General features: G+C 66.8%; 20 protein-coding genes. 19 read left to right on the top strand and 1 reads right to left on the bottom strand.

Annotation, left to right across the window (positions count from 1 at the left end; translation table 11 throughout):
- The 19 genes from A5713_RS21485 to A5713_RS21395 all read left to right on the top strand — a co-directional run bounded on the left by A5713_RS21485 (window position 1) and on the right by A5713_RS21395 (window position 18,559).
- Window positions 1-1,326: a homoserine dehydrogenase gene (locus A5713_RS21485; protein WP_068098296.1), complete on the top strand. Its 1,326-nt coding sequence runs from the start codon at window positions 1-3 to the stop codon at window positions 1,324-1,326.
- Window positions 1,323-2,405 (top strand): threonine synthase, encoded by a 1,083-nt coding sequence (gene thrC, locus A5713_RS21480; protein ID WP_067920837.1) that lies wholly within the window; start codon window positions 1,323-1,325, stop codon window positions 2,403-2,405. Before A5713_RS21485 ends, thrC begins: the two co-directional genes overlap by 4 nt.
- A 3-nt stretch (window positions 2,406-2,408) precedes the next feature.
- Window positions 2,409-3,356, top strand: a complete 948-nt coding sequence (gene thrB, locus A5713_RS21475; RefSeq protein WP_068098295.1) for a homoserine kinase — start codon at window positions 2,409-2,411, stop codon at window positions 3,354-3,356.
- 268 nt (window positions 3,357-3,624) lie between these two features.
- On the top strand, window positions 3,625-5,460 hold the full coding sequence (gene rho, locus A5713_RS21470; protein WP_067920841.1) for a transcription termination factor Rho: 1,836 nt from the start codon (window positions 3,625-3,627) through the stop codon (window positions 5,458-5,460).
- A gap of 277 nt (window positions 5,461-5,737) precedes the next feature.
- On the top strand, window positions 5,738-5,974 hold the full coding sequence (rpmE, locus tag A5713_RS21465) for a 50S ribosomal protein L31 (protein WP_068098294.1): 237 nt from the start codon (window positions 5,738-5,740) through the stop codon (window positions 5,972-5,974).
- Window positions 5,975-6,076: 102 nt separating this feature from the next.
- Entirely contained in the window at window positions 6,077-7,150 is a 1,074-nt protein-coding gene (gene prfA / locus A5713_RS21460; protein WP_068098293.1) for a peptide chain release factor 1, read from the top strand.
- Window positions 7,147-7,995, top strand: coding sequence for a peptide chain release factor N(5)-glutamine methyltransferase (gene prmC / locus A5713_RS21455; protein WP_068098292.1), 849 nt, complete (start codon window positions 7,147-7,149; stop codon window positions 7,993-7,995). Before prfA ends, prmC begins: the two co-directional genes overlap by 4 nt.
- Window positions 7,992-8,651, top strand: coding sequence for an L-threonylcarbamoyladenylate synthase (locus tag A5713_RS21450; protein WP_068098291.1), 660 nt, complete (start codon window positions 7,992-7,994; stop codon window positions 8,649-8,651). Before prmC ends, A5713_RS21450 begins: the two co-directional genes overlap by 4 nt.
- 28 nt (window positions 8,652-8,679) lie before the next feature.
- Complete coding sequence (locus A5713_RS21445) at window positions 8,680-9,909, top strand: glycosyltransferase family 4 protein (RefSeq protein WP_068098290.1); 1,230 nt, start codon at window positions 8,680-8,682, stop codon at window positions 9,907-9,909.
- A gap of 219 nt (window positions 9,910-10,128) precedes the next feature.
- Window positions 10,129-10,623, top strand: coding sequence for an ATP synthase subunit I (locus A5713_RS21440; RefSeq protein ID WP_067920853.1), 495 nt, complete (start codon window positions 10,129-10,131; stop codon window positions 10,621-10,623).
- The gene (gene atpB / locus A5713_RS21435; protein ID WP_067920855.1) at window positions 10,616-11,374 is read left to right on the top strand and encodes a F0F1 ATP synthase subunit A; all 759 of its coding nucleotides are present in this window, start codon (window positions 10,616-10,618) and stop codon (window positions 11,372-11,374) included. Before A5713_RS21440 ends, atpB begins: the two co-directional genes overlap by 8 nt.
- A gap of 84 nt (window positions 11,375-11,458) precedes the next feature.
- On the top strand, window positions 11,459-11,707 hold the full coding sequence (locus A5713_RS21430) for a F0F1 ATP synthase subunit C (RefSeq protein ID WP_024636915.1): 249 nt from the start codon (window positions 11,459-11,461) through the stop codon (window positions 11,705-11,707).
- Between the two features lie 9 nt (window positions 11,708-11,716).
- A complete protein-coding gene (locus tag A5713_RS21425; RefSeq protein ID WP_068098289.1) occupies window positions 11,717-12,241 on the top strand; it encodes a F0F1 ATP synthase subunit B in 525 nt (174 codons plus the stop codon).
- Between the two features lie 6 nt (window positions 12,242-12,247).
- Complete coding sequence (locus A5713_RS21420; RefSeq protein ID WP_068098288.1) at window positions 12,248-13,588, top strand: F0F1 ATP synthase subunit B/delta; 1,341 nt, start codon at window positions 12,248-12,250, stop codon at window positions 13,586-13,588.
- 55 nt (window positions 13,589-13,643) lie between these two features.
- Window positions 13,644-15,308, top strand: a complete 1,665-nt coding sequence (gene atpA, locus A5713_RS21415; RefSeq protein ID WP_068098287.1) for a F0F1 ATP synthase subunit alpha — start codon at window positions 13,644-13,646, stop codon at window positions 15,306-15,308.
- A gap of 6 nt (window positions 15,309-15,314) precedes the next feature.
- On the top strand, window positions 15,315-16,220 hold the full coding sequence (locus tag A5713_RS21410) for a F0F1 ATP synthase subunit gamma (protein ID WP_068098286.1): 906 nt from the start codon (window positions 15,315-15,317) through the stop codon (window positions 16,218-16,220).
- Between the two features lie 21 nt (window positions 16,221-16,241).
- Window positions 16,242-17,708: a F0F1 ATP synthase subunit beta gene (gene atpD, locus A5713_RS21405; RefSeq protein ID WP_068098285.1), complete on the top strand. Its 1,467-nt coding sequence runs from the start codon at window positions 16,242-16,244 to the stop codon at window positions 17,706-17,708.
- Between the two features lie 35 nt (window positions 17,709-17,743).
- A complete protein-coding gene (locus tag A5713_RS21400) occupies window positions 17,744-18,109 on the top strand; it encodes a F0F1 ATP synthase subunit epsilon (protein WP_067924789.1) in 366 nt (121 codons plus the stop codon).
- 6 nt (window positions 18,110-18,115) lie between these two features.
- The gene (locus A5713_RS21395; protein WP_067924787.1) at window positions 18,116-18,559 is read left to right on the top strand and encodes a DUF2550 domain-containing protein; all 444 of its coding nucleotides are present in this window, start codon (window positions 18,116-18,118) and stop codon (window positions 18,557-18,559) included.
- A gap of 15 nt (window positions 18,560-18,574) precedes the next feature.
- Here the strand turns inward: A5713_RS21395 and A5713_RS21390 are convergent, their stop codons facing one another.
- Complete coding sequence (locus A5713_RS21390; protein WP_068098284.1) at window positions 18,575-19,171, bottom strand: cob(I)yrinic acid a,c-diamide adenosyltransferase; 597 nt, start codon at window positions 19,169-19,171, stop codon at window positions 18,575-18,577.
- Window positions 19,172-19,315 lie beyond the last annotated feature (144 nt).

Genomic DNA, 19,315 nt, shown 5'->3' with positions numbered 1-19,315 from the left:
GTGCCCCGTGACGAAAAGCCTGTCGGCGTAGCGGTACTCGGGTTCGGCAACGTCGGCAGCGAAGTTGTCCGAATCATCGAGGACAGCGCCGAGGACCTCGCGGCGCGTATCGGTGCTCCCTTGGTGTTGCGCGGCATCGGAGTGCGGCGGGTGGCCGCCGACCGAGGAGTTCCGATCGAGTTGCTCACCGACAACATCGAGGAACTCGTCTCCCGCGAGGACGTCGACATCGTCCTGGAGTTGATGGGTCCGGTGGAGCCGGCCCGCAAGGCGATCCTGCGCGCGCTCGAGCACGGCAAGTCCGTCGTCACGGCGAACAAGGCGCTGTTGGCCACCTCCACCGGGGAATTGGCGCAGGCCGCCGAAAACGCCCACGTCGACCTGTATTTCGAGGCGGCGGTCGCGGGCGCCATCCCGGTCATCCGCCCGCTCACGCAGTCGCTGGCGGGAGACACCGTGCTGCGGGTCGCCGGCATCGTCAACGGCACCACCAACTACATCCTCTCCGCGATGGACAGCACCGGCGCCGACTACGCCACCGCCCTGGCAGAGGCGAGCGCGCTGGGGTACGCCGAGGCCGATCCCACGGCCGACGTCGAGGGCTACGACGCCGCGGCCAAGGCCGCGATCCTGGCATCGATCGCCTTCCACACCCGGGTGACCGCCGACGACGTCTATCGCGAGGGCATCACCAAGATCACGCCGGCCGACTTCGCCTCCGCCCGCTCCCTGGGTTGCACCATCAAACTGCTGTCCATCTGCGAGCGCATCACCAGTGACGACGGACAGGAGCGGGTCTCGGCCCGCGTCTACCCGGCGCTGGTGCCGCTGTCGCACCCGTTGGCCACGGTCAACGGGGCATTCAACGCCGTCGTGGTGGAGGCCAAGGCCGCCGGCCGGCTCATGTTCTACGGTCAGGGCGCGGGCGGCGCGCCCACCGCGTCGGCGGTCACCGGTGACTTGGTCATGGCCGCCCGCAACCGGGTGTTGGGCAGCCGCGGGCCGAAAGAATCGAAGTACGCCCAGCTTCCCATCGCCCCAATGGGTTTCATCTCCACCCGCTACTACGTCAGCATGAACGTCGCCGACAAGCCCGGCGTGTTGTCCACGGTGGCGGCCGAATTCGCCAAGCGCGAGGTGAGCATCGCCGAGGTCCGCCAGGAGGGCGTGGTCGACGAAGGCGGGCGGCGGGTGGGGGCCCGCGTCGTGGTGGTCACCCACAGCGCCACCGACGCCGCACTCTCCGAAACCGTCGACGCGCTGGCCGATCTCGATGTCGTGCAGGGCGTCACCAGCGTGCTGCGGCTGGAAGAGACCGGCCGATGAGCGTTCCGCGTACCGCCGTGCACCAACCGTGGCCGGGATTGATCGCGGCCTACCGCGACCGGCTGCCGGTGGGCGACGACTGGACCCCGGTCACCCTCCTCGAGGGCGGCACCCCGCTGATCGCGGCGACGCGTCTTTCGGAGAAGACCGGCTGCACGGTGCACCTCAAGGTCGAGGGCCTCAACCCGACCGGCTCGTTCAAGGACCGCGGCATGACCATGGCGGTCACCGACGCGCTGGCGCGGGGTCAGCAGGCCGTGCTGTGCGCGTCGACCGGCAATACCTCGGCGTCGGCGGCCGCGTACGCGGCCCGCGCCGGCATCACCTGCGCGGTGCTCATCCCGCAGGGCAAGATCGCGATGGGCAAGCTGGCGCAGGCGGTCATGCACGGCGCCAAGATCATTCAGATCGACGGCAACTTCGACGACTGTCTGGAACTGGCCCGCAAGATGGCCGCCGACTTCCCGACGATCGCGTTGGTCAACTCGGTCAACCCGGTGCGCATCGAGGGCCAGAAGACGGCGGCGTTCGAGATCGTCGACGCGCTGGGTGCCGCGCCGGACGTGCACGCCCTCCCGGTGGGTAACGCGGGCAACATCACCGCGTACTGGAAGGGCTACACCGAATATCACCACGACGGCGTCATCGACAAGCTGCCCCGCATGCTCGGCACCCAGGCCGCCGGCGCGGCGCCACTGGTGCACGGCGCCCCCGTCCGCCACCCCGAGACGATCGCGACCGCCATCCGCATCGGTGCCCCCGCATCGTGGGCCGCCGCGGTGAACGCGCAGCAGCAGTCCAACGGCCGCTTCCTGGCCGCCACCGACGAGGAGATCCTCGCCGCCTACCACCTGGTGGCCGAGAGCGAAGGCGTCTTCGTCGAGCCCGCATCCGCGGCCAGCATCGCGGGTCTGCTCAAGGCGGTTGACGACGGTTGGGTGGCGCGCGGCTCGACGGTGGTGTGCACGGTCACCGGCAACGGCCTCAAGGATCCCGACACCGCGCTGAGGGATATGCCGACCGTGTCCCCGCTGCCGGTCGACCCGGTGCTGGTCGTCGAAAAGCTGGGGCTGGCCTGAGAAATGACGTCCCAGATGCTGCCCGCCGGGCTGGTGGCGAGCGCCGTGGTGTCGGCCTCCAGCGCCAACCTCGGCCCCGGTTTCGACAGCCTCGGCCTGGCATTGAGTCTCAGCGACGAAATCGTCGTGGAGACAACGGATTCAGGCCTGGTGGTGCTGGTCGAGGGGGAGAGTGCCGAGCAGGTGCCGCGCGGTCCCGAACACCTGGTGGTCCGCGCCGTCGAATGCGGGCTGCGCGCCGCGGGCGTGCGCGCCGCGGGGCTGGTGGTCCGCTGCCGCAACGCCATCCCGCACTCCCGCGGCCTCGGCTCGTCCGCAGCCGCCGTGGTAGGCGGCCTGGCGGCAGCGAACGGCCTTGTGACGCAGGCGGATTCGAAGCCGTTGAGCGACGCGCAGCTGATCCAGCTGTCCTCGGAGTTCGAGGGTCATCCCGACAACGCCGCCGCGGCGGTGCTCGGCGGTGCGGTGGTCTCCTGGATCGATCGCTCCGGTGAGCGGCCGCGCTACTCGGCGGTGTCGGTGCGACTCCACCCCGACATCCGTCTGTATTGCGCGATACCCCAAGAACGCTCCCTGACCGCCGAGACCCGGGTGCTGCTGCCGGCTCAGGTGAGTCATGACGATGCCCGGTTCAACGTCAGCCGCGCGGCCCTGCTGGTGGTAGCGCTCACCGAACGCCCGGACCTGCTCATGCCGGCCACCGAGGATCTGCTGCACCAACCGCAGCGCGCGCCGGCGATGCCGGCCTCCGCGGAATATTTGCGGCTGCTGCGGCGTAATAACGTGGCAGCGACGCTTTCGGGGGCGGGCCCGGCACTGATTGCCCTGAGCACGGAGCCGGAGTTGCCCGCGGAAGTGGTGGAGCACGGGGCCGCGAACGGATTTGCCCTCACTGAGATGACCGCCGGCGAACGAGTTCGCTGGAGCCCGGGAGTCACAGTCCCCGGTTGATCCACAGCGTGGCCGGAGGGTTTGCTTGCTTCCGACAAAGATGCGGGCTATCCTCGGACCCGTCCAGCAATTGCAGCATCTGCATCTGCATCAATACTGCGTTGCCGCTAGGACAACACCAATTCTTCTCGTGAACGAGGTTCGCCGCTTACTCCGCCGACTGAGGCGATCACCGTTGCAGAGTCGATGATTGGGTGCACTCGGCAAATTTGGCTGAATGCAACGAACCCCCCGAATGACCTGATCAACGGGGGAAGAAAGGAAATCCGTGACCGATACGGACCTGTTCACGGCTGACGCGAGCACCGACAACAATGACGTGCCGAACGCCGTGACCCCGGACACATCCGACGTCAAAACCAATGCCCCGGTTGGCTCTCTGTCGACCATGGTGCTTCCCGAACTGCGCGCGCTGGCTAACCAGGTCGGCGTCAAGGGGACGTCGGGCATGCGCAAGAACGAACTCATCGCCGCCATAAAGGAAATCAGGGGACAGTCCAACGGGACGTCCGCCCCGGCCGCCCCCGAGGACGGCGGCAAATCCGACGCCGCCGGCGCCGATGCGCCGACCGCTCAGGACCAACAGAACGGTTCCTCGACCGAGGCGCCCCGCCGTGAGCGGCGCAGCGCCTCGCGCGAGCCGGGATCGGCCCGCACCGCCGACGACACCGATGGCGAGCGCTCACGCACCCGCGAGGGCGCGGCCACCGGCGACGATGACGCACGTCAGGGCGGCAAGCGGGAGACCCAAAACGACGAGCGCGGACAAGACGCCGGTGACCAAAGCGGTGACCAGCAAGGCTCGGGCGGCCAGCAATCTCGTGGCGGCTCCAACCAGCAGGACGATGACGGCGAGGGCCGTCAGGGCAGGCGTGGTCGCCGCTTCCGCGACCGCGACCGGAGGCGGCGCGGTGAGCGGTCCGGCGAGGGCGGCGACACCGAACTGCGCGAAGACGACGTCGTGCAACCGGTCGCCGGAATCCTTGACGTCCTCGACAATTACGCGTTCGTCCGCACCTCCGGTTACCTGGCCGGTCCGCACGACGTCTACGTGTCCATGAACATGGTGCGCAAGAACGGCCTGCGCCGCGGCGACGCGGTGACCGGCGCGGTTCGCGTGCCCAAGGACGGCGAACAGCCCAACCAGCGCCAGAAGTTCAACCCGCTGGTCCGCCTGGACAGCGTCAACGGTGGCCCGGTCGAGGACGCGAAAAAGCGGCCCGATTTCAGCAAGCTGACGCCGCTCTACCCCAACCAGCGGCTTCGCCTGGAAACCACCCCCGACCGGCTGACCACCCGGGTCATCGACCTGATCATGCCGATCGGTAAGGGCCAGCGCGCCCTGATCGTGTCGCCGCCGAAGGCCGGTAAGACGACGATCCTGCAGGACATCGCCAACGCGATCACCAAGAACAACCCGGAATGCCACCTCATGGTCGTGCTCGTCGACGAGCGCCCGGAGGAGGTCACCGACATGACGCGCTCCGTCAAGGGCGAGGTCATCGCCTCGACCTTCGACCGGCCGCCCACGGACCACACGGCAGTCGCCGAGCTGGCCATCGAACGTGCCAAGCGCCTCGTCGAGCAGGGTAAGGACGTCGTGGTGCTGCTCGACTCGATCACCCGTCTGGGCCGCGCCTACAACAACGCGTCGCCCGCATCGGGCCGGATCCTGTCCGGTGGTGTCGACTCCACCGCCCTGTACCCGCCGAAGCGATTCCTGGGTGCCGCGCGAAACATCGAGGAAGGCGGGTCGCTGACCATCATCGCCACGGCGATGGTCGAGACCGGATCCACCGGTGACACGGTCATCTTCGAGGAGTTCAAGGGCACCGGTAATGCCGAGCTCAAGCTGGACCGCAAGATCTCCGAGCGGCGGGTCTTCCCGGCGGTCGACGTCAACCCCTCCGGCACCCGCAAGGACGAGCTGCTGCTGTCGCCCGACGAGTTCGGCATCGTGCACAAGCTGCGCCGCGTGCTGTCAGGTCTGGATTCCCACCAGGCCATCGACCTGCTGATGTCGCAATTGCGCAAGACGAAGACGAACTACGAGTTCCTGGTGCAGGTCTCCAAGACCACACCCGGATCCATGGACAACGACTGACCGATCACCCCTAGGCCGGGCTGGTCTGGCCACGACACATCAACCACGTACACGACCCGCCGGCGGGTTTCGCCGTGGTTTATGTCTCGCGGCGATCGGCAACCGGCAACCCGCCGATCACGCCGCTGCCCGGCCCCGGTTCCCGGGAATGCCACGGCCCAACTCGGTGTTTTGGGGAGACAGCGGTTGACCTGGCATAATCGACGCTCGACTATCCCCGAACCGGCTCACGTTCGCCAGGCACGGGGGTCGCGGGCAAACGACCGAAAAGGACAGCATGAAAGCCGACATTCACCCCGCCTACGCGGAGACCACCGTGCACTGCGGGTGCGGGAACACTTTTCAGACCCGCAGCACCAAGGCCGGCGGCAACATCGTCGTCGAGGTGTGCTCGCAGTGCCACCCGTTCTACACCGGCAAGCAGAAGATTCTGGACAGCGGCGGCCGGGTGGCCCGCTTCGAGAAGCGTTACGGCAAGCGCAAAGGCGCCGCGGCGGAGAACACCGACAAATAGCTGCGTTGCCGACGCCCGAACTGTGCGAGCGAGCACAGGCCGGGCGTCGGTTTGCGTTTGCGGCAGTAAGAAAGCGGGAGCGGATCGGGCAGGAGGTGACACGTGACGCAGCCGGTGCAGACGATTGATGTGCTGCTGGCCGAGCACGCCGAGCTCGAGCGACGGCTGGCGGATCCCGACCTGCACAGCAACCCCGTCGAGGCGCGCAAAGCCGGCCGCCGTTTCGCCCGGTTGGCCCCCATCGTCGCCACCTACCGCAAGCTGGAGTCGGCGCGCGGCGACCTGGAGGCCGCGCGTGAGCTGGCCGACGACGACGACTCGTTCGCCGCGGAGGTCACCGAGCTTGAATCACGGGTCGCCGAACTGGACACCCAACTGACCGACATGCTGGCCCCCCGCGACCCGCACGATCCCGACGACATCGTGCTCGAAGTCAAATCGGGTGAGGGCGGCGAGGAATCGGCGTTGTTCGCGGCGGATCTGGCCAGGATGTACATCCGCTATGCCGAGCGGCACGGCTGGACGGTGACGGTGCTGGATGAGACGACATCGGACCTCGGTGGCTACAAGGATGCGACGCTGTCCATCGCCAGCAAGGGCGACTCGCCCGACGGCGTGTGGTCCCGGATGAAGTTCGAGGGCGGGGTGCATCGGGTGCAGCGCGTCCCGGTGACGGAATCCCAAGGACGCGTTCACACTTCGGCCGCGGGGGTCCTGGTCTATCCCGAACCCGAGGAAGTGGGCGAGGTGCAGATCGATGAGTCGGATCTGCGCATCGACGTGTACCGCTCGTCCGGCAAGGGCGGGCAGGGGGTGAACACCACCGACTCCGCGGTGCGGATCACACATCTACCCACCGGCATCGTGGTCACCTGCCAGAACGAACGCTCGCAGCTGCAGAACAAGGCGCGTGCGTTGCAGGTGCTCGCCGCCCGGCTGCAAGCGCTGGCCGAGGAACAGGCGCTGGCCGACGCGTCGGCCGACCGGGCCAGCCAGATCCGGACCGTGGACCGCAGCGAACGGATTCGCACCTACAACTTCCCGGAGAACCGGATCACCGACCACCGGATCGGTTTCAAGGCACACAATCTCGATCAGGTACTCGACGGCGACCTCGACGCGATGTTCGATGCGTTGAGCGCCGCCGACAAACAATCCCGGCTGCAGCAGGCATGAGTGCGGTGCGGCGCGCGATCGACTCCGCTGCGGCGACGCTGGCCGAGGCGGGGATCGACTCCGCTCGTTGGGACGCCGAGGAGCTGGCCGCACACCTGACCGGGACCGAACGCGGCCGGCTGGCCTTGCTCGAGTCGGCCGGCGACGATTTCCTCGATCGCTACCGCGACGTCGTGGCCGCGCGTTCCCGACGGGTGCCGTTGCAGCACCTCACCGGCACGGCCGCGTTCGGACCGCTGACGCTGCACGTCGGCCCGGGCGTCTTCCTACCGCGCCCGGAAACCGAAGCGCTCCTCGCGTGGGCCACCCAACAGCCCCTCCCGGCACGGCCCGTCATCGTCGACCTGTGCACTGGTTCGGGTGCATTGGCGGTGGCGCTCGCCCACGAGCGCCCCGATGCCCGGGTCATCGGCATCGACGACTCCGACGTGGCCCTCCAATACGCGCGGCGCAACGCCGCCGGCACCGCCGTCGAATTCATCCGCGCCGACGCCACCGAGCCCGCGCTGCTGCCGGACCTGGACGGCGAGGTCGACGCGGTGGTGGCCAATCCGCCCTATGTCCCCGATGCTGCAGACGTGGAACCCGAAGTCGCTCAACACGATCCGCATCACGCGGTGTTCGGCGGACCGGACGGGATGGCGGTGATCGCCCCCATCGTCGCCCTGGCCGGCCGCTGGCTTCGCCCGGGCGGCATCTTCGCCGTCGAGCATGACGACACCACCTCGTCGCAAACGGTGGAATTGATCTGCAGGACAGGGCTTTTCGATGAAGTCGAGGCCCGGCGCGACCTCGCCGGCCGGCCGCGGTTCGTCACCGCCCGCAGAAAGCGGGGTCGGGTGTGACCGAAGTGTTCGACTGCGCCGACCCCAGCCAGCGTTCGCGCGGGATCGCCTCGGCGGCGGGGGCGCTCAAGGGCGGCCGATTGGTCGTCATGCCGACGGACACCGTCTACGGCATCGGCGCCGATGCGTTCAACAGCGCCGCGGTCGCCGCCCTGCTATCGGCGAAGGGGCGGGGCCGCGACATGCCGGTCGGCGTGCTGGTCGGCTCCTGGCACACCATCGAGGGCCTGGTCTACACCATGCCGGGCGGGGCCCGAGACCTGATCCGCGCGTTCTGGCCGGGCGCGCTGAGCCTGGTGGTGGCGCAGGCACCGTCGCTGCAATGGGACCTCGGCGACGCCCGCGGGACCGTGATGCTGCGTATGCCGCTGCACCCGGTGGCGATCGAATTGTTGCGCGAAGTGGGGCCCATGGCCGTTTCCAGCGCGAACGTCTCCGGCCGTCCGCCCGCAGTGGACGCCGACGAGGCCCGCAATCAACTCGGCGATCTCGTCGACGTCTATCTCGACGCGGGGACGGCCGAGCAGCGGGCGGCCTCCACGATCGTCGACCTGACCGGACCCGCCCCGCGGATCCTGCGACCCGGCCCGGTGAGCGCCGAACGAATCGCGGAAGTGCTCGGTGTCGATCCCGAAAGCCTGACTGCTCAAGCCTGACCGGAGCGGTTCCCCCGTTGCCAGGTTGGTGCAGTACGGTCTCGACGTGTCCAGCGACCCGGCCGGCGACCTAGCGAACCTTGCCAGTGGTTTGCTCGCCCTGGGTGACCGCGGCGCCGGAGTCCCCCTGCGCGAGCTGGCACTTGTGGGGTTGACCGCGGCGATCATCACCTACTTCGCAACCGGCCCGGTGCGGGTGCTCGCCACCCGGCTCGGTGCCGTTGCCTATCCGCGGGAGCGCGACGTGCACGTGACGCCCACCCCGCGTATGGGTGGGTTGGCGATGTTTCTCGGCGTCGTCTCGGCCGTCTTCCTGGCGTCGCAGCTCCCGGCGCTCACCCGCGGGTTCGTCTACTCGACCGGTATGCCCGCGGTGCTGGTGGCCGGCGCGGTCATCATGGGCATCGGCCTCATCGACGATCGGTGGGGGCTCGACGCGCTGACGAAGTTCGCCGGTCAGATCACCGCGGCCAGCGTGCTGGTCACCATGGGCGTGGCCTGGAGCGTCCTGTACATCCCGATCGGCGGCGTCGGCACCATCGTGCTGGACCAGGCCTCGTCCATCCTGCTCACGCTGGCGTTGACCGTCTCCATCGTCAACGCGATGAACTTCGTCGACGGGCTCGACGGGCTGGCCGCCGGGCTCGGGTTGATCACCGCGCTGGCGATCTGCATGTTCTCGGTCGGACTGCTGCGCGATCACGGCGGCGATGTCCTCTTCTATCCGCCCGCCGTGATCTCCGTGGTGCTCGCGGGCGCCTGTCTCGGCTTCCTGCCGCACAACTTCCACCGCGCCAAGATCTTCATGGGTGATTCCGGCTCGATGCTGATCGGCCTGATGCTCGCCGCGGCCTCCACCACCGCCGCCGGCCCCGTCTCGCAAAACGCCTACGGCGCGCGCGACGTGTTCGCGCTGCTGTCGCCGTTCCTGCTGGTGGTCGCCGTCATGTTCGTGCCGATGCTCGATTTGCTGCTGGCGATCGTGCGCCGCACCCGCGCCGGCCGCAGCGCGTTCAGTCCCGACAAGATGCACCTGCATCACCGGTTGCTGCAGATCGGGCACTCCCACCGCCGAGTGGTGTTGCTGATCTACCTCTGGGTGGGCATCGTCGCGTTCGGCGCGGCCAGCACCATCTTCTTCAATCCCCGCCACACCGCGGCGGTGATGCTGGGCGCCATCGTGGTCGCCGGCATCGCGACGGCGATTCCCCTCATGCGCCGGCGCGACGAGTACGACGACGAGGACTACGACAGCTAGTAGTAGGGGTGCCTCGCCCTATGGTACGGTGCAGGTAGAGCCCCAAAAAGCCGCACAAATTGCCGGTCCATCGGACACAGATCCGGTCGGGTCGGCTGAGGACTCGCGCCGGGAGATACCCCTTGGGCGATTCCACTGTGACGTGCGATACGCTCGGCGGGCCACCGATCAGTCGGTCGGGGGACTCCCGCTCCACCAACTTGGGATTGAGGTGCTGCAGTGACGACACCAGCGCAGGACGCGCCGTTGGTGTTTCCCTCTGTTGCGTTCCGCCCGGTCCGCCTGTTGGTCCTCAGCATTGCCGTCACCGCGGTGGCGGTCATCGTCGCCAGCATGACCGGTCACCCGATGGTCGGGGTGTTCTTCGGCGTCGGGTTGCTCCTCGGTTTGCTCAACGCCCTCTTGGTGCGTCGTTCGGTCGCGTCGATCACCGCGAAGGAGCATCCGCTGAAAAGCACGATGGCGCTGAACTCCGCCACCCGGCTGGCCATCATCACCGTCATCGGGCTGATCATCGCCTACGTCTTCCGGCCCGCCGGCCTGGGCGTCGTGTTCGGATTGGCGCTTTTCCAGGTCTTGTTGGTGGCGTCGACGGCGCTTCCCGTGTGGAAGAAGCTGCGCGCCGGCGACTGGGCCGAGGCGCATCCCGCGGACGGAGGCGGCGTGATCGCGGGATCGGACGGAACCGAAGGAAAGAACAGCAACGATGACTGAGACGACGTTCCTGGCCGAATCCGCCATCGAGGTCGGCGAGCACACCCACGCCACGTGGCTGGGCATGACCGTCAACACGGACACGATCCTGTCCACCGCGATCGCGGCGGTGATCGTGCTCGCGCTGGCCTTCTTCCTGCGCGCGAAGATCACCTCCACCGGCGTCCCCAGCGGCGTGCAGCTGTTCTGGGAGGCCATCACCGTCCAGATGCGCGACCAGATCGAAAGCGCGATCGGAATGCGGATCGCGCCGTTCGTGTTGCCGCTGGCCGTCACGATCTTCGTGTTCATCCTGATCTCCAACTGGCTGTCCGTGCTGCCGCTGCAGTACACCGACAAGTCCGGGCACACCACCGAGCTGCTGAAGTCGGCCGCAGCCGACATCAATTACGTCCTGGCGCTGGCCCTGTTCGTCTTCGTCTGCTATCACGTGGCCGGCATCTGGCGCCGCGGCATCGTCGGACACCCGCTCGCGGTGCTCAAAGGTCACGTTGCGTTCCTGGCGCCGATCAACCTCGTCGAAGAACTGGCCAAGCCGATCTCGTTGTCGCTCCGACTTTTCGGCAACATCTTCGCCGGCGGCATCCTGGTCGCGTTGATCGCGCTCTTCCCGCCCTACATCATGTGGGCACCCAACGCCATCTGGAAGGCCTTCGACCTGTTCGTCGGGGCGATCCAGGCGTTCATCTTCTCGATCTTGACCATCCTCTACTTCAGCCAAGCCATGGAGATCGAGGAACACCATGACTGAGACCATCACGAATTGCTTTGTCCCACGCACCATTACAGAGGCCTGGTAGACCGCTACCAGCTATCAAGGAGGATAAGAATGGCTCTGGACCCCCAAGTCGCTGCCGCTGCGCTCATCGGCGGTGGACTCATCATGGGCGGCGGCGCGATCGGCGCCGGTATCGGTGACGGTATCGCCGGTAACGCGCTGGTCTCCGGCATCGCCCGGCAACCCGAGGCACAAGGCCGGCTGTTCACGCCGTTCTTCATCACCGTCGGTCTGGTCGAGGCGGCCTACTTCATCAACCTGGCGTTCATGGCGCTGTTCGTCTTCGCCACACCCGTCGGCACCTAATTCGCTGTGATGGGTGACGCGAGCCTGAGCGTTCTGGCGTCCAGCCAGGTGCTGGCCGAGGGAGGCAACAACTTCCTCGTTCCGAACGGCACTTTCTTCTTCGTGCTGGCGATCTTCTTGATCGTGCTGGCCGTCATCGGCACGTTCGTCGTGCCGCCCGTCATGCGGGTGTTGCGCGAGCGTGACGCCATGGTCGCCAAGACGGTCGCCGACAACAAGAAGGCCGGCGAGCAGTTCGACGCCGCCAAGGCCGACTACGAAGAAGCCCTGACGGAAGCGCGGGTTCAGGCGTCGTCGTTGCGCGACAATGCCCGCGCAGAGGGCCGTAAGCTGGTCGAAGACGCGCGCGCCCGTGCGGAGCAGCAGGTGCTGTCGACGTTGCAAATGGCCTCCGAGCAATTGAAGCGGGAGAGAGACGCCGTGGAGCTGGATCTGCGCGCCAACGTGGCGGCCATGTCGGCGACGCTGGCCAGCCGGATCCTCGGTGTAGAGGTGGCTCCGGCCACCGCGGCCACCGGTAAGTCTGGGCGGTAAGCGCGTATGTCGACTTTCATCGGGCAGTTGATCGGTTTTGCGGCAATCGTTTTCCTGGTCGTGCGGTACGTCGTGCCCCCGGTGCGCCGTCTGATGGCTGCTCGTCAAGACGCCGTCCGCCAGCAGTTGAAAGACTCTGCGGCGGCGGCCGATCGGCTGAGTGAGTCGACCACGGCCCACAGCAAGGCCGTGGAATCCGCCAAGGTCGAAGCCGAACGGCTCGTCGAGGAGGCCCAAACGGACGCTGGCCGCATCGCCGAGCAGTTCCGGGCCCAATCCGCGGTCGAGTCCGAGCGCATCACCGCACAGGGCGGCCGCCAGGTCGACCTGCTGCGTACGCAACTGAGCCGCCAGCTTCGCCTGGAGCTCGGCCACGAAGCGGTGCGTCAGGCCGGCGAATTGGTGCGCAACTACGTCGCCGAGCCGGCGCAGCAATCGGCCACCGTCGATCGGTTCCTGGACGACCTCGAAGCGATGGCCCCTGCGCCCGCGGAGGTCCAATATCCGCTGCTGGCGAAGATGCGCTCCGCCAGTCGCGCAGCGGTGGCGGGGCTGTCGGAGCGGTTCAGTGACATCGCCAAAGGCCTTGACAACAAAGCCCTTTCCGATCTGTCAGCCGAGCTTGTCTCGGTAGCCGAAATGCTCGACCGGGAGATCGTCGTCACCCGGTATCTGACTGTGCCCGCCGAGGACGCGGCGCCCCGGGTCCGGTTGATCGAGCGGTTGGTCTCCGGCAAGGTCGCTGACGCCACTCTCGACGTGTTGCGGCTGGCCGTCTCGGAGCGTTGGTCGGCCAACTCCGACCTGGCCGCCGCCATCGAGCACATCTCGCGGCAGGCGCTGCTGGAAGTCGCCGAGCGTGAGAACAAGGTCGACGAAGTCGAAGAGCAGTTGTTCCGGTTCTCGCGCATCCTGGACTCGCAGCCGCGGCTCGCCATCCTGCTGGGCGACTACGGCGTCCCGGTGGAAGGACGAATCGGCCTGCTGCGCAAGGTGCTTGACAGCGCGAGCGACAGAGTCAACCCGATCGTGCAGGCGCTGCTGACCCAGACCGTCCAACTGCTCAGAGGCGAGTCGGCCGAGGAGGCCGTCCAGTTCCTGGCGGAAGTCGCCGTGGCACGTCGCGGCGAGATCGTCGCACAGGTCGGTGCGGCGGCCGAGCTCAGCGATGCCCAGCGGTCCCGCCTCACCGACGTCCTCGGCCGCATCTACGGCCACCCGGTGACGGTGCAGCTGCAGATCTCCGACGAACTGCTGGGCGGGCTGCTCATCTCCGTGGCCGACGAAGTGATTGACGGGACACTCGCTTCGCGCCTTGCCGCAGCCCAGGCGCAACTGCCCGACTGACACCAACCATTCACAAGCACACGCGAACCAAGATCAAGTAGGAAGACGAAAAGCCATGGCCGAGTTGACAATCTCCGCTGATGACATCCAAAGCGCCATCGAGGAGTATGTAGGCTCTTTCACCTCCGACACCTCACGCGAAGAGGTCGGTACCGTCGTCGAGGCCGGGGACGGCATCGCGCACGTCGAAGGCCTGCCCTCCGTCATGACGCAGGAGCTGCTCGAGTTCCCCGGCGGGGTTCTCGGCGTCGCCCTGAACCTCGACGAACACAGCGTCGGCGCGGTGATCCTGGGTGACTTCGAGAAAATCGAAGAGGGCCAACAGGTCAAGCGCACCGGGGAAGTCCTGTCCGTCCCGGTCGGCGACGCCTTCCTGGGGCGTGTGGTCAATCCGCTCGGCCAGCCCATCGACGGTCGGGGGGACATCGACACCGACATCCGCCGCGCGCTGGAGATCCAGGCGCCTTCGGTGGTGCAGCGGCAGAGTGTGAGCGAGCCGCTGCAGACCGGCATCAAGGCCATCGACGCGATGACCCCGATCGGTCGAGGCCAGCGGCAGCTGATCATCGGCGACCGCAAGACCGGCAAGACCGCCGTGTGCGTTGACACCATCCTCAACCAGCGGGAGAACTGGGAGAGCGGCGACGAGAAAAAGCAGGTCCGCTGCGTGTATGTGGCCATCGGTCAGAAGGGCACCACGATCGCGTCGGTCCGGCGAGCGCTCGAAGAGGGCGGCGCTATGGACTACACCACCATCGTCGCGGCCCCGGCGTCCGACTCGGCAGGCTTCAAATGGCTTGCGCCATACACCGGTTCGGCGATCGCCCAGCACTGGATGTACGACGGCAAGCACGTGCTGATCGTCTTCGACGACCTGAGCAAGCAGGCCGAGGCGTACCGGGCGATCTCGCTGCTGCTGCGTCGGCCGCCGGGCCGCGAGGCCTACCCCGGAGACGTGTTCTACCTGCACTCGCGGCTGTTGGAGCGCTGCGCGAAGCTCTCCGACGAACTCGGGGGTGGGTCGCTGACCGGCCTGCCGATCATCGAGACCAAGGCCAACGACATCTCGGCCTACATCCCGACCAACGTCATCTCGATCACCGACGGGCAGTGCTTCCTGGAGTCCGACCTGTTCAACCAGGGCGTGCGGCCCGCCATCAACGTCGGTGTGTCGGTGTCCCGCGTGGGTGGTGCGGCACAGATCAAGGCCATGAAGGAGGTGGCAGGCTCGCTGCGTCTGGACCTGTCCCAGTACCGCGAACTGGAATCGTTTGCGGCCTTCGCTTCCGACCTGGACGCCACCTCCAAGGCGCAGCTGGAGCGCGGTGAGCGGCTCGTCGAACTGCTCAAGCAACCGCAGTATCAGCCCATGCCGGTTGAGGAGCAGGTTGTTTCGATCTTCCTGGGTACCGGAGGTCACCTGGACTCCGTGCCCGTCGAGGACGTCAGGCGTTTCGAAACCGAGCTGCTCGACCACATGCGGGCGTCCGAGGAGAAGTTCCTGGCCGGTGTCCGCGACAGCGGAAAGCTTCCCGAAGAGGCCGAAAAGCAGCTGACCGACATCATCAACAACTTCAAGAAGGGCTTCGCAGCCACGGGCGGCGGATCGGTCGTGCCCGACGAGCACGTCGAGCCGCTGGACGAAGAAGACCTCGGGAAGGAATCGGTGAAGGTGAAAAAGCCTGCGCCGGAGAAGAAGGCAAAGAAAGAGAACAAGTAGCAACCAATGGCTGCCACACTTCGCGAATTACGCGGCCGGATCCGCTCGGCGGGGTCGATCAAGAAGATCACCAAGGCCCAGGAGATGATCGCGACATCGCGCATCGGAAAGGCGCAGGCCCGGCTGCAAGCCGCCAGGCCCTACGCATTTCAGATCACCGCGATGCTCACCACGCTGTCGTCCGAAGCCGCACTGGATCACCCCCTGTTGGTCGAGCGGGAAGAACCCAAGCGGGCCGGCGTCTTGGTGGTGTCTTCCGACCGTGGTCTCTGCGGCGCCTACAACTCCAGCATATTCCGTCGATCTGAGGAGCTGTTCTCACTGCTGCGCGAGGAAGGCAAGACGCCGGTCGTGTACACGGTCGGCCGGAAGGCGCTGAACTACTTCAAGTTCCGCAACTGGGACATCACCGACTCGTGGACGGGCTTCTCCGAGCAACCTCAGTACGAGAACGCCGCCGAGATCGCTTCGACCCTGGTCGATGCCTTCATGAAGGGCACGGGCGACGAGTCGCAGGACGACCAGGGCGTCGACGAACTGCACGTCGTCTACTCGGAGTTCAAGTCGATGATGTCGCAGGCGGCGGTAGCTCACCGGATCGCACCCATGGTGGTCGAGTACGTCGAGGAGCCGCCGGAAGTGCGCACCCTGTATTCGTTCGAGCCAGACGCGACAACGCTTTTCGAGTCGCTGCTGCCGCGTTACGTGACGACCCGCGTCTACGCCGCGCTGCTCGAATCGGCGGCGTCGGAGCTCGCTTCGCGCCAACGAGCGATGAAGTCGGCAACCGACAACGCGGACGACCTGATCAAAGAGCTCACGCTGATGGCCAACCGCGAGCGTCAGGCCCAGATCACCCAAGAGATCAGCGAAATCGTCGGCGGCGCAAATGCGCTCGCCGACGCTAAGTAGCACACGAGGAAGAGAAAATAAATGGCTGCTACTACTGCAACGACAGAAAAGGCCGAGAAGGCCACGAACTCCGAGACCAGCGGCCGCGTGGTGCGAATCACCGGTCCCGTGGTCGACGTCGAGTTCCCGCGCGGTTCTGTGCCTGAACTGTTCAACGCGCTCAACGCCGAGATCACGTTCGAGGAGCTCAAGAAGACCCTCACCCTGGAGGTCGCACAGCACCTTGGCGACAACCTGGTGCGCACCATTTCGCTGCAGCCCACCGACGGGCTGGTCCGCGGCGTCGAGGTGACGGACAGCGGCAAGCCGATCTCCGTGCCGGTCGGCCAGGAGGTCAAGGGTCACGTCTTCAACGCGCTGGGTGACTGCCTGGACGAGCCGGGCTACGGTGAGGACTTCGAGCACTGGTCGATCCACCGCAAGCCGCCGCCGTTCGAAGAGCTCGAGCCCCGCACCGAGATGCTCGAGACTGGTCTGAAGGTCGTCGACCTGCTCACGCCATACGTGCGTGGCGGCAAGATCGCGCTGTTCGGCGGTGCCGGCGTGGGCAAGACGGTGCTCATCCAGGAGATGATCAACCGTATCGCCCGAAACTTCGGTGGTACTTCGGTTTTCGCCGGCGTGGGCGAGCGCACCCGTGAGGGCAACGACCTCTGGGTCGAGCTCAAGGAAGCCGACGTGCTCAAGGACACCGCGCTGGTGTTCGGTCAGATGGACGAGCCGCCCGGCACCCGTATGCGCGTGGCCCTGTCCGCCCTGACGATGGCCGAGTGGTTCCGCGACGAGGCAGGCCAGGACGTGCTGCTGTTCATCGACAACATCTTCCGGTTCACCCAGGCCGGGTCGGAGGTATCGACGCTGCTCGGCCGTATGCCTTCCGCGGTGGGATACCAGCCCACGCTGGCCGACGAGATGGGTGAGCTGCAGGAGCGCATCACCTCGACGCGAGGCCGCTCGATCACCTCGATGCAGGCGGTTTACGTGCCCGCCGACGACTACACCGACCCTGCGCCGGCGACCACGTTCGCGCACCTGGACGCCACCACCGAGCTGTCGCGCTCGGTGTTCTCCAAAGGCATCTTCCCCGCGGTGGACCCGCTGGCATCGAGCTCGACGATCCTCGACCCCAGCGTGGTCGGTGACGAGCATTACCGGGTGGCGCAGGAAGTCATCCGAATCCTGCAGCGCTACAAGGACCTTCAAGACATCATCGCGATCCTCGGTATCGACGAGCTGTCCGAGGAGGACAAGCAGCTGGTCCAGCGCGCCCGGCGCATCGAGCGGTTCCTGTCGCAGAACATGATGGCGGCCGAGCAGTTCACCGGGCAGCCGGGTTCGACGGTGCCGGTGAAGGAGACCATCGAGGCGTTCGACCGCCTGACCAAGGGCGACTTCGACCACATCCCGGAACAGGCGTTCTTCTTGATCGGCGGCCTGGACGACTTGGCCAAGAAAGCCGAAAGCTTCGGCGCCAAGTTGGATTCCTAAAGGCGTAACCGAAAGGCTCTGAAAGGCTCTGTGGCATGGCCGAATTGAACGTTGAGATAGTTGCCGTAGACCGCAAGATCTGGTCGGGTGAGGCAACGTTTTTGTTCACCCGCACCACCGTCGGCGAAATCGGCATCATGCCCCGGCACATCCCGATCGTCGCCCAGCTGGTCGACGACGCGATGGTGCGCGTGGAACGCGAGGGTGACGACGATCTGCGCGTCGCCATCGAAGGTGGATTCCTGTCGGTCACCGAGGAGTCGGTGACCGTTCTGGCCGAGTCCGCCGCGTTCGAGTCGGAGATCGACGAAAGCGCCGCGAGGGAGGATTCGGAGTCCGACGACCCGCGCATCGCGGCGCGGGGGCGCGGCAGATTGCGCGCCGTCGGCGCGATCGACTAATCGCCGATGAGCGCGCCCATGATCGGCATGGTCGTGCTCGTCGTCGTCCTGGCGGGCGCGGTCGTCGCGTTGAGCTATCGGTTGTGGAAGCTGCGCCAGGGCGGCACCGCGGGGATCATGCGAGACATTCCCGCGGTCGGGGGTCACGGCTGGCGTCACGGCGTGATCCGTTACCGCGGCGGTGAGGCCGCGTTCTACCGGCTCTCCAGCCTGCGGCTGTGGCCCGATCGCCGACTCAGCCGCAGGGGAGTCGAGATCGTCTCCCGCCGCGCACCCCGCGGCGACGAGTTCGACATCATGACCGACGAGATCGTTGTGCTGGAGCTGCGCGACACGACGCAGGATCGTCGGACCGGTTATGAGATCGCGCTCGACAAGGGCGCGTTGACCGCGTTCCTGTCCTGGCTGGAATCGCGCCCGTCACCGCGCGCTCGCCGCCGCAGCGTTTAGGCCTTGCCCCGCAGGCTAACTGGGAGGTGGCGCGTCGCCGCCGGGTTGGCCCCCGGGCTTCCACAGCACGTCACCGTCGGGATTGGCCGCGCGCGCCAGGATGAAGAGCAGATCCGACAGGCGGTTCAAGTACTTCGCCGGGAGGACGTTGACCTGCTGCGGCGCGGCCTCGACCGCCGCCCAGGCCGAGCGTTCCGCCCGGCGGACGATGGTGCGGGCGACGTGCAACAGCGCCGACAGCGGCGAACCGCCCGGCAGCACAAAGGAATTCAGCGCAGTCAGGTTCTCGTTATATTTGTCACACCAGCCCTCGAGCCGGTCGATGTAGGGCTGGGTGACCCGCAGGGCTGGATATTCGGGGTTCTCCACCACCGGTGTCGACAGGTCCGCGCCGGCGTCGAACAGGTCGTTCTGGATCTGCCGCAACACACCGGCGATCTCCTGGTCGGGCTGACCAAGGGCGATCGCGACGCCGATCGCCGAGTTGGCCTCGTCGCAGTCCGCGTAGGCGACCAGTCGGGGGTCGTTCTTGGAGACCCGCGAGAAATCACTCAATCCCGTCGTGCCGTCGTCACCGGTTCGCGTATAGATGCGGGTCAGGTGTATCGCCATGACCAAAACGGTACTGCGGCTCGCGATGGTGCCGAGCCTCGGCTGACCCCTCGTCGCTGCACGGCTGGGGGCGCCCCCACCTCGCTCCGCTCCGCGGAGCGCATCGTCGCCAAGCGGGCTGACTGACAACCCGATACCGCTTCA

This window comes from Mycobacterium sp. E2497 (assembly GCF_001668695.1).
Lineage (GTDB): Bacteria > Actinomycetota > Actinomycetes > Mycobacteriales > Mycobacteriaceae > Mycobacterium.
This window is presented reverse-complemented; position numbering and strand designations above follow the sequence as displayed.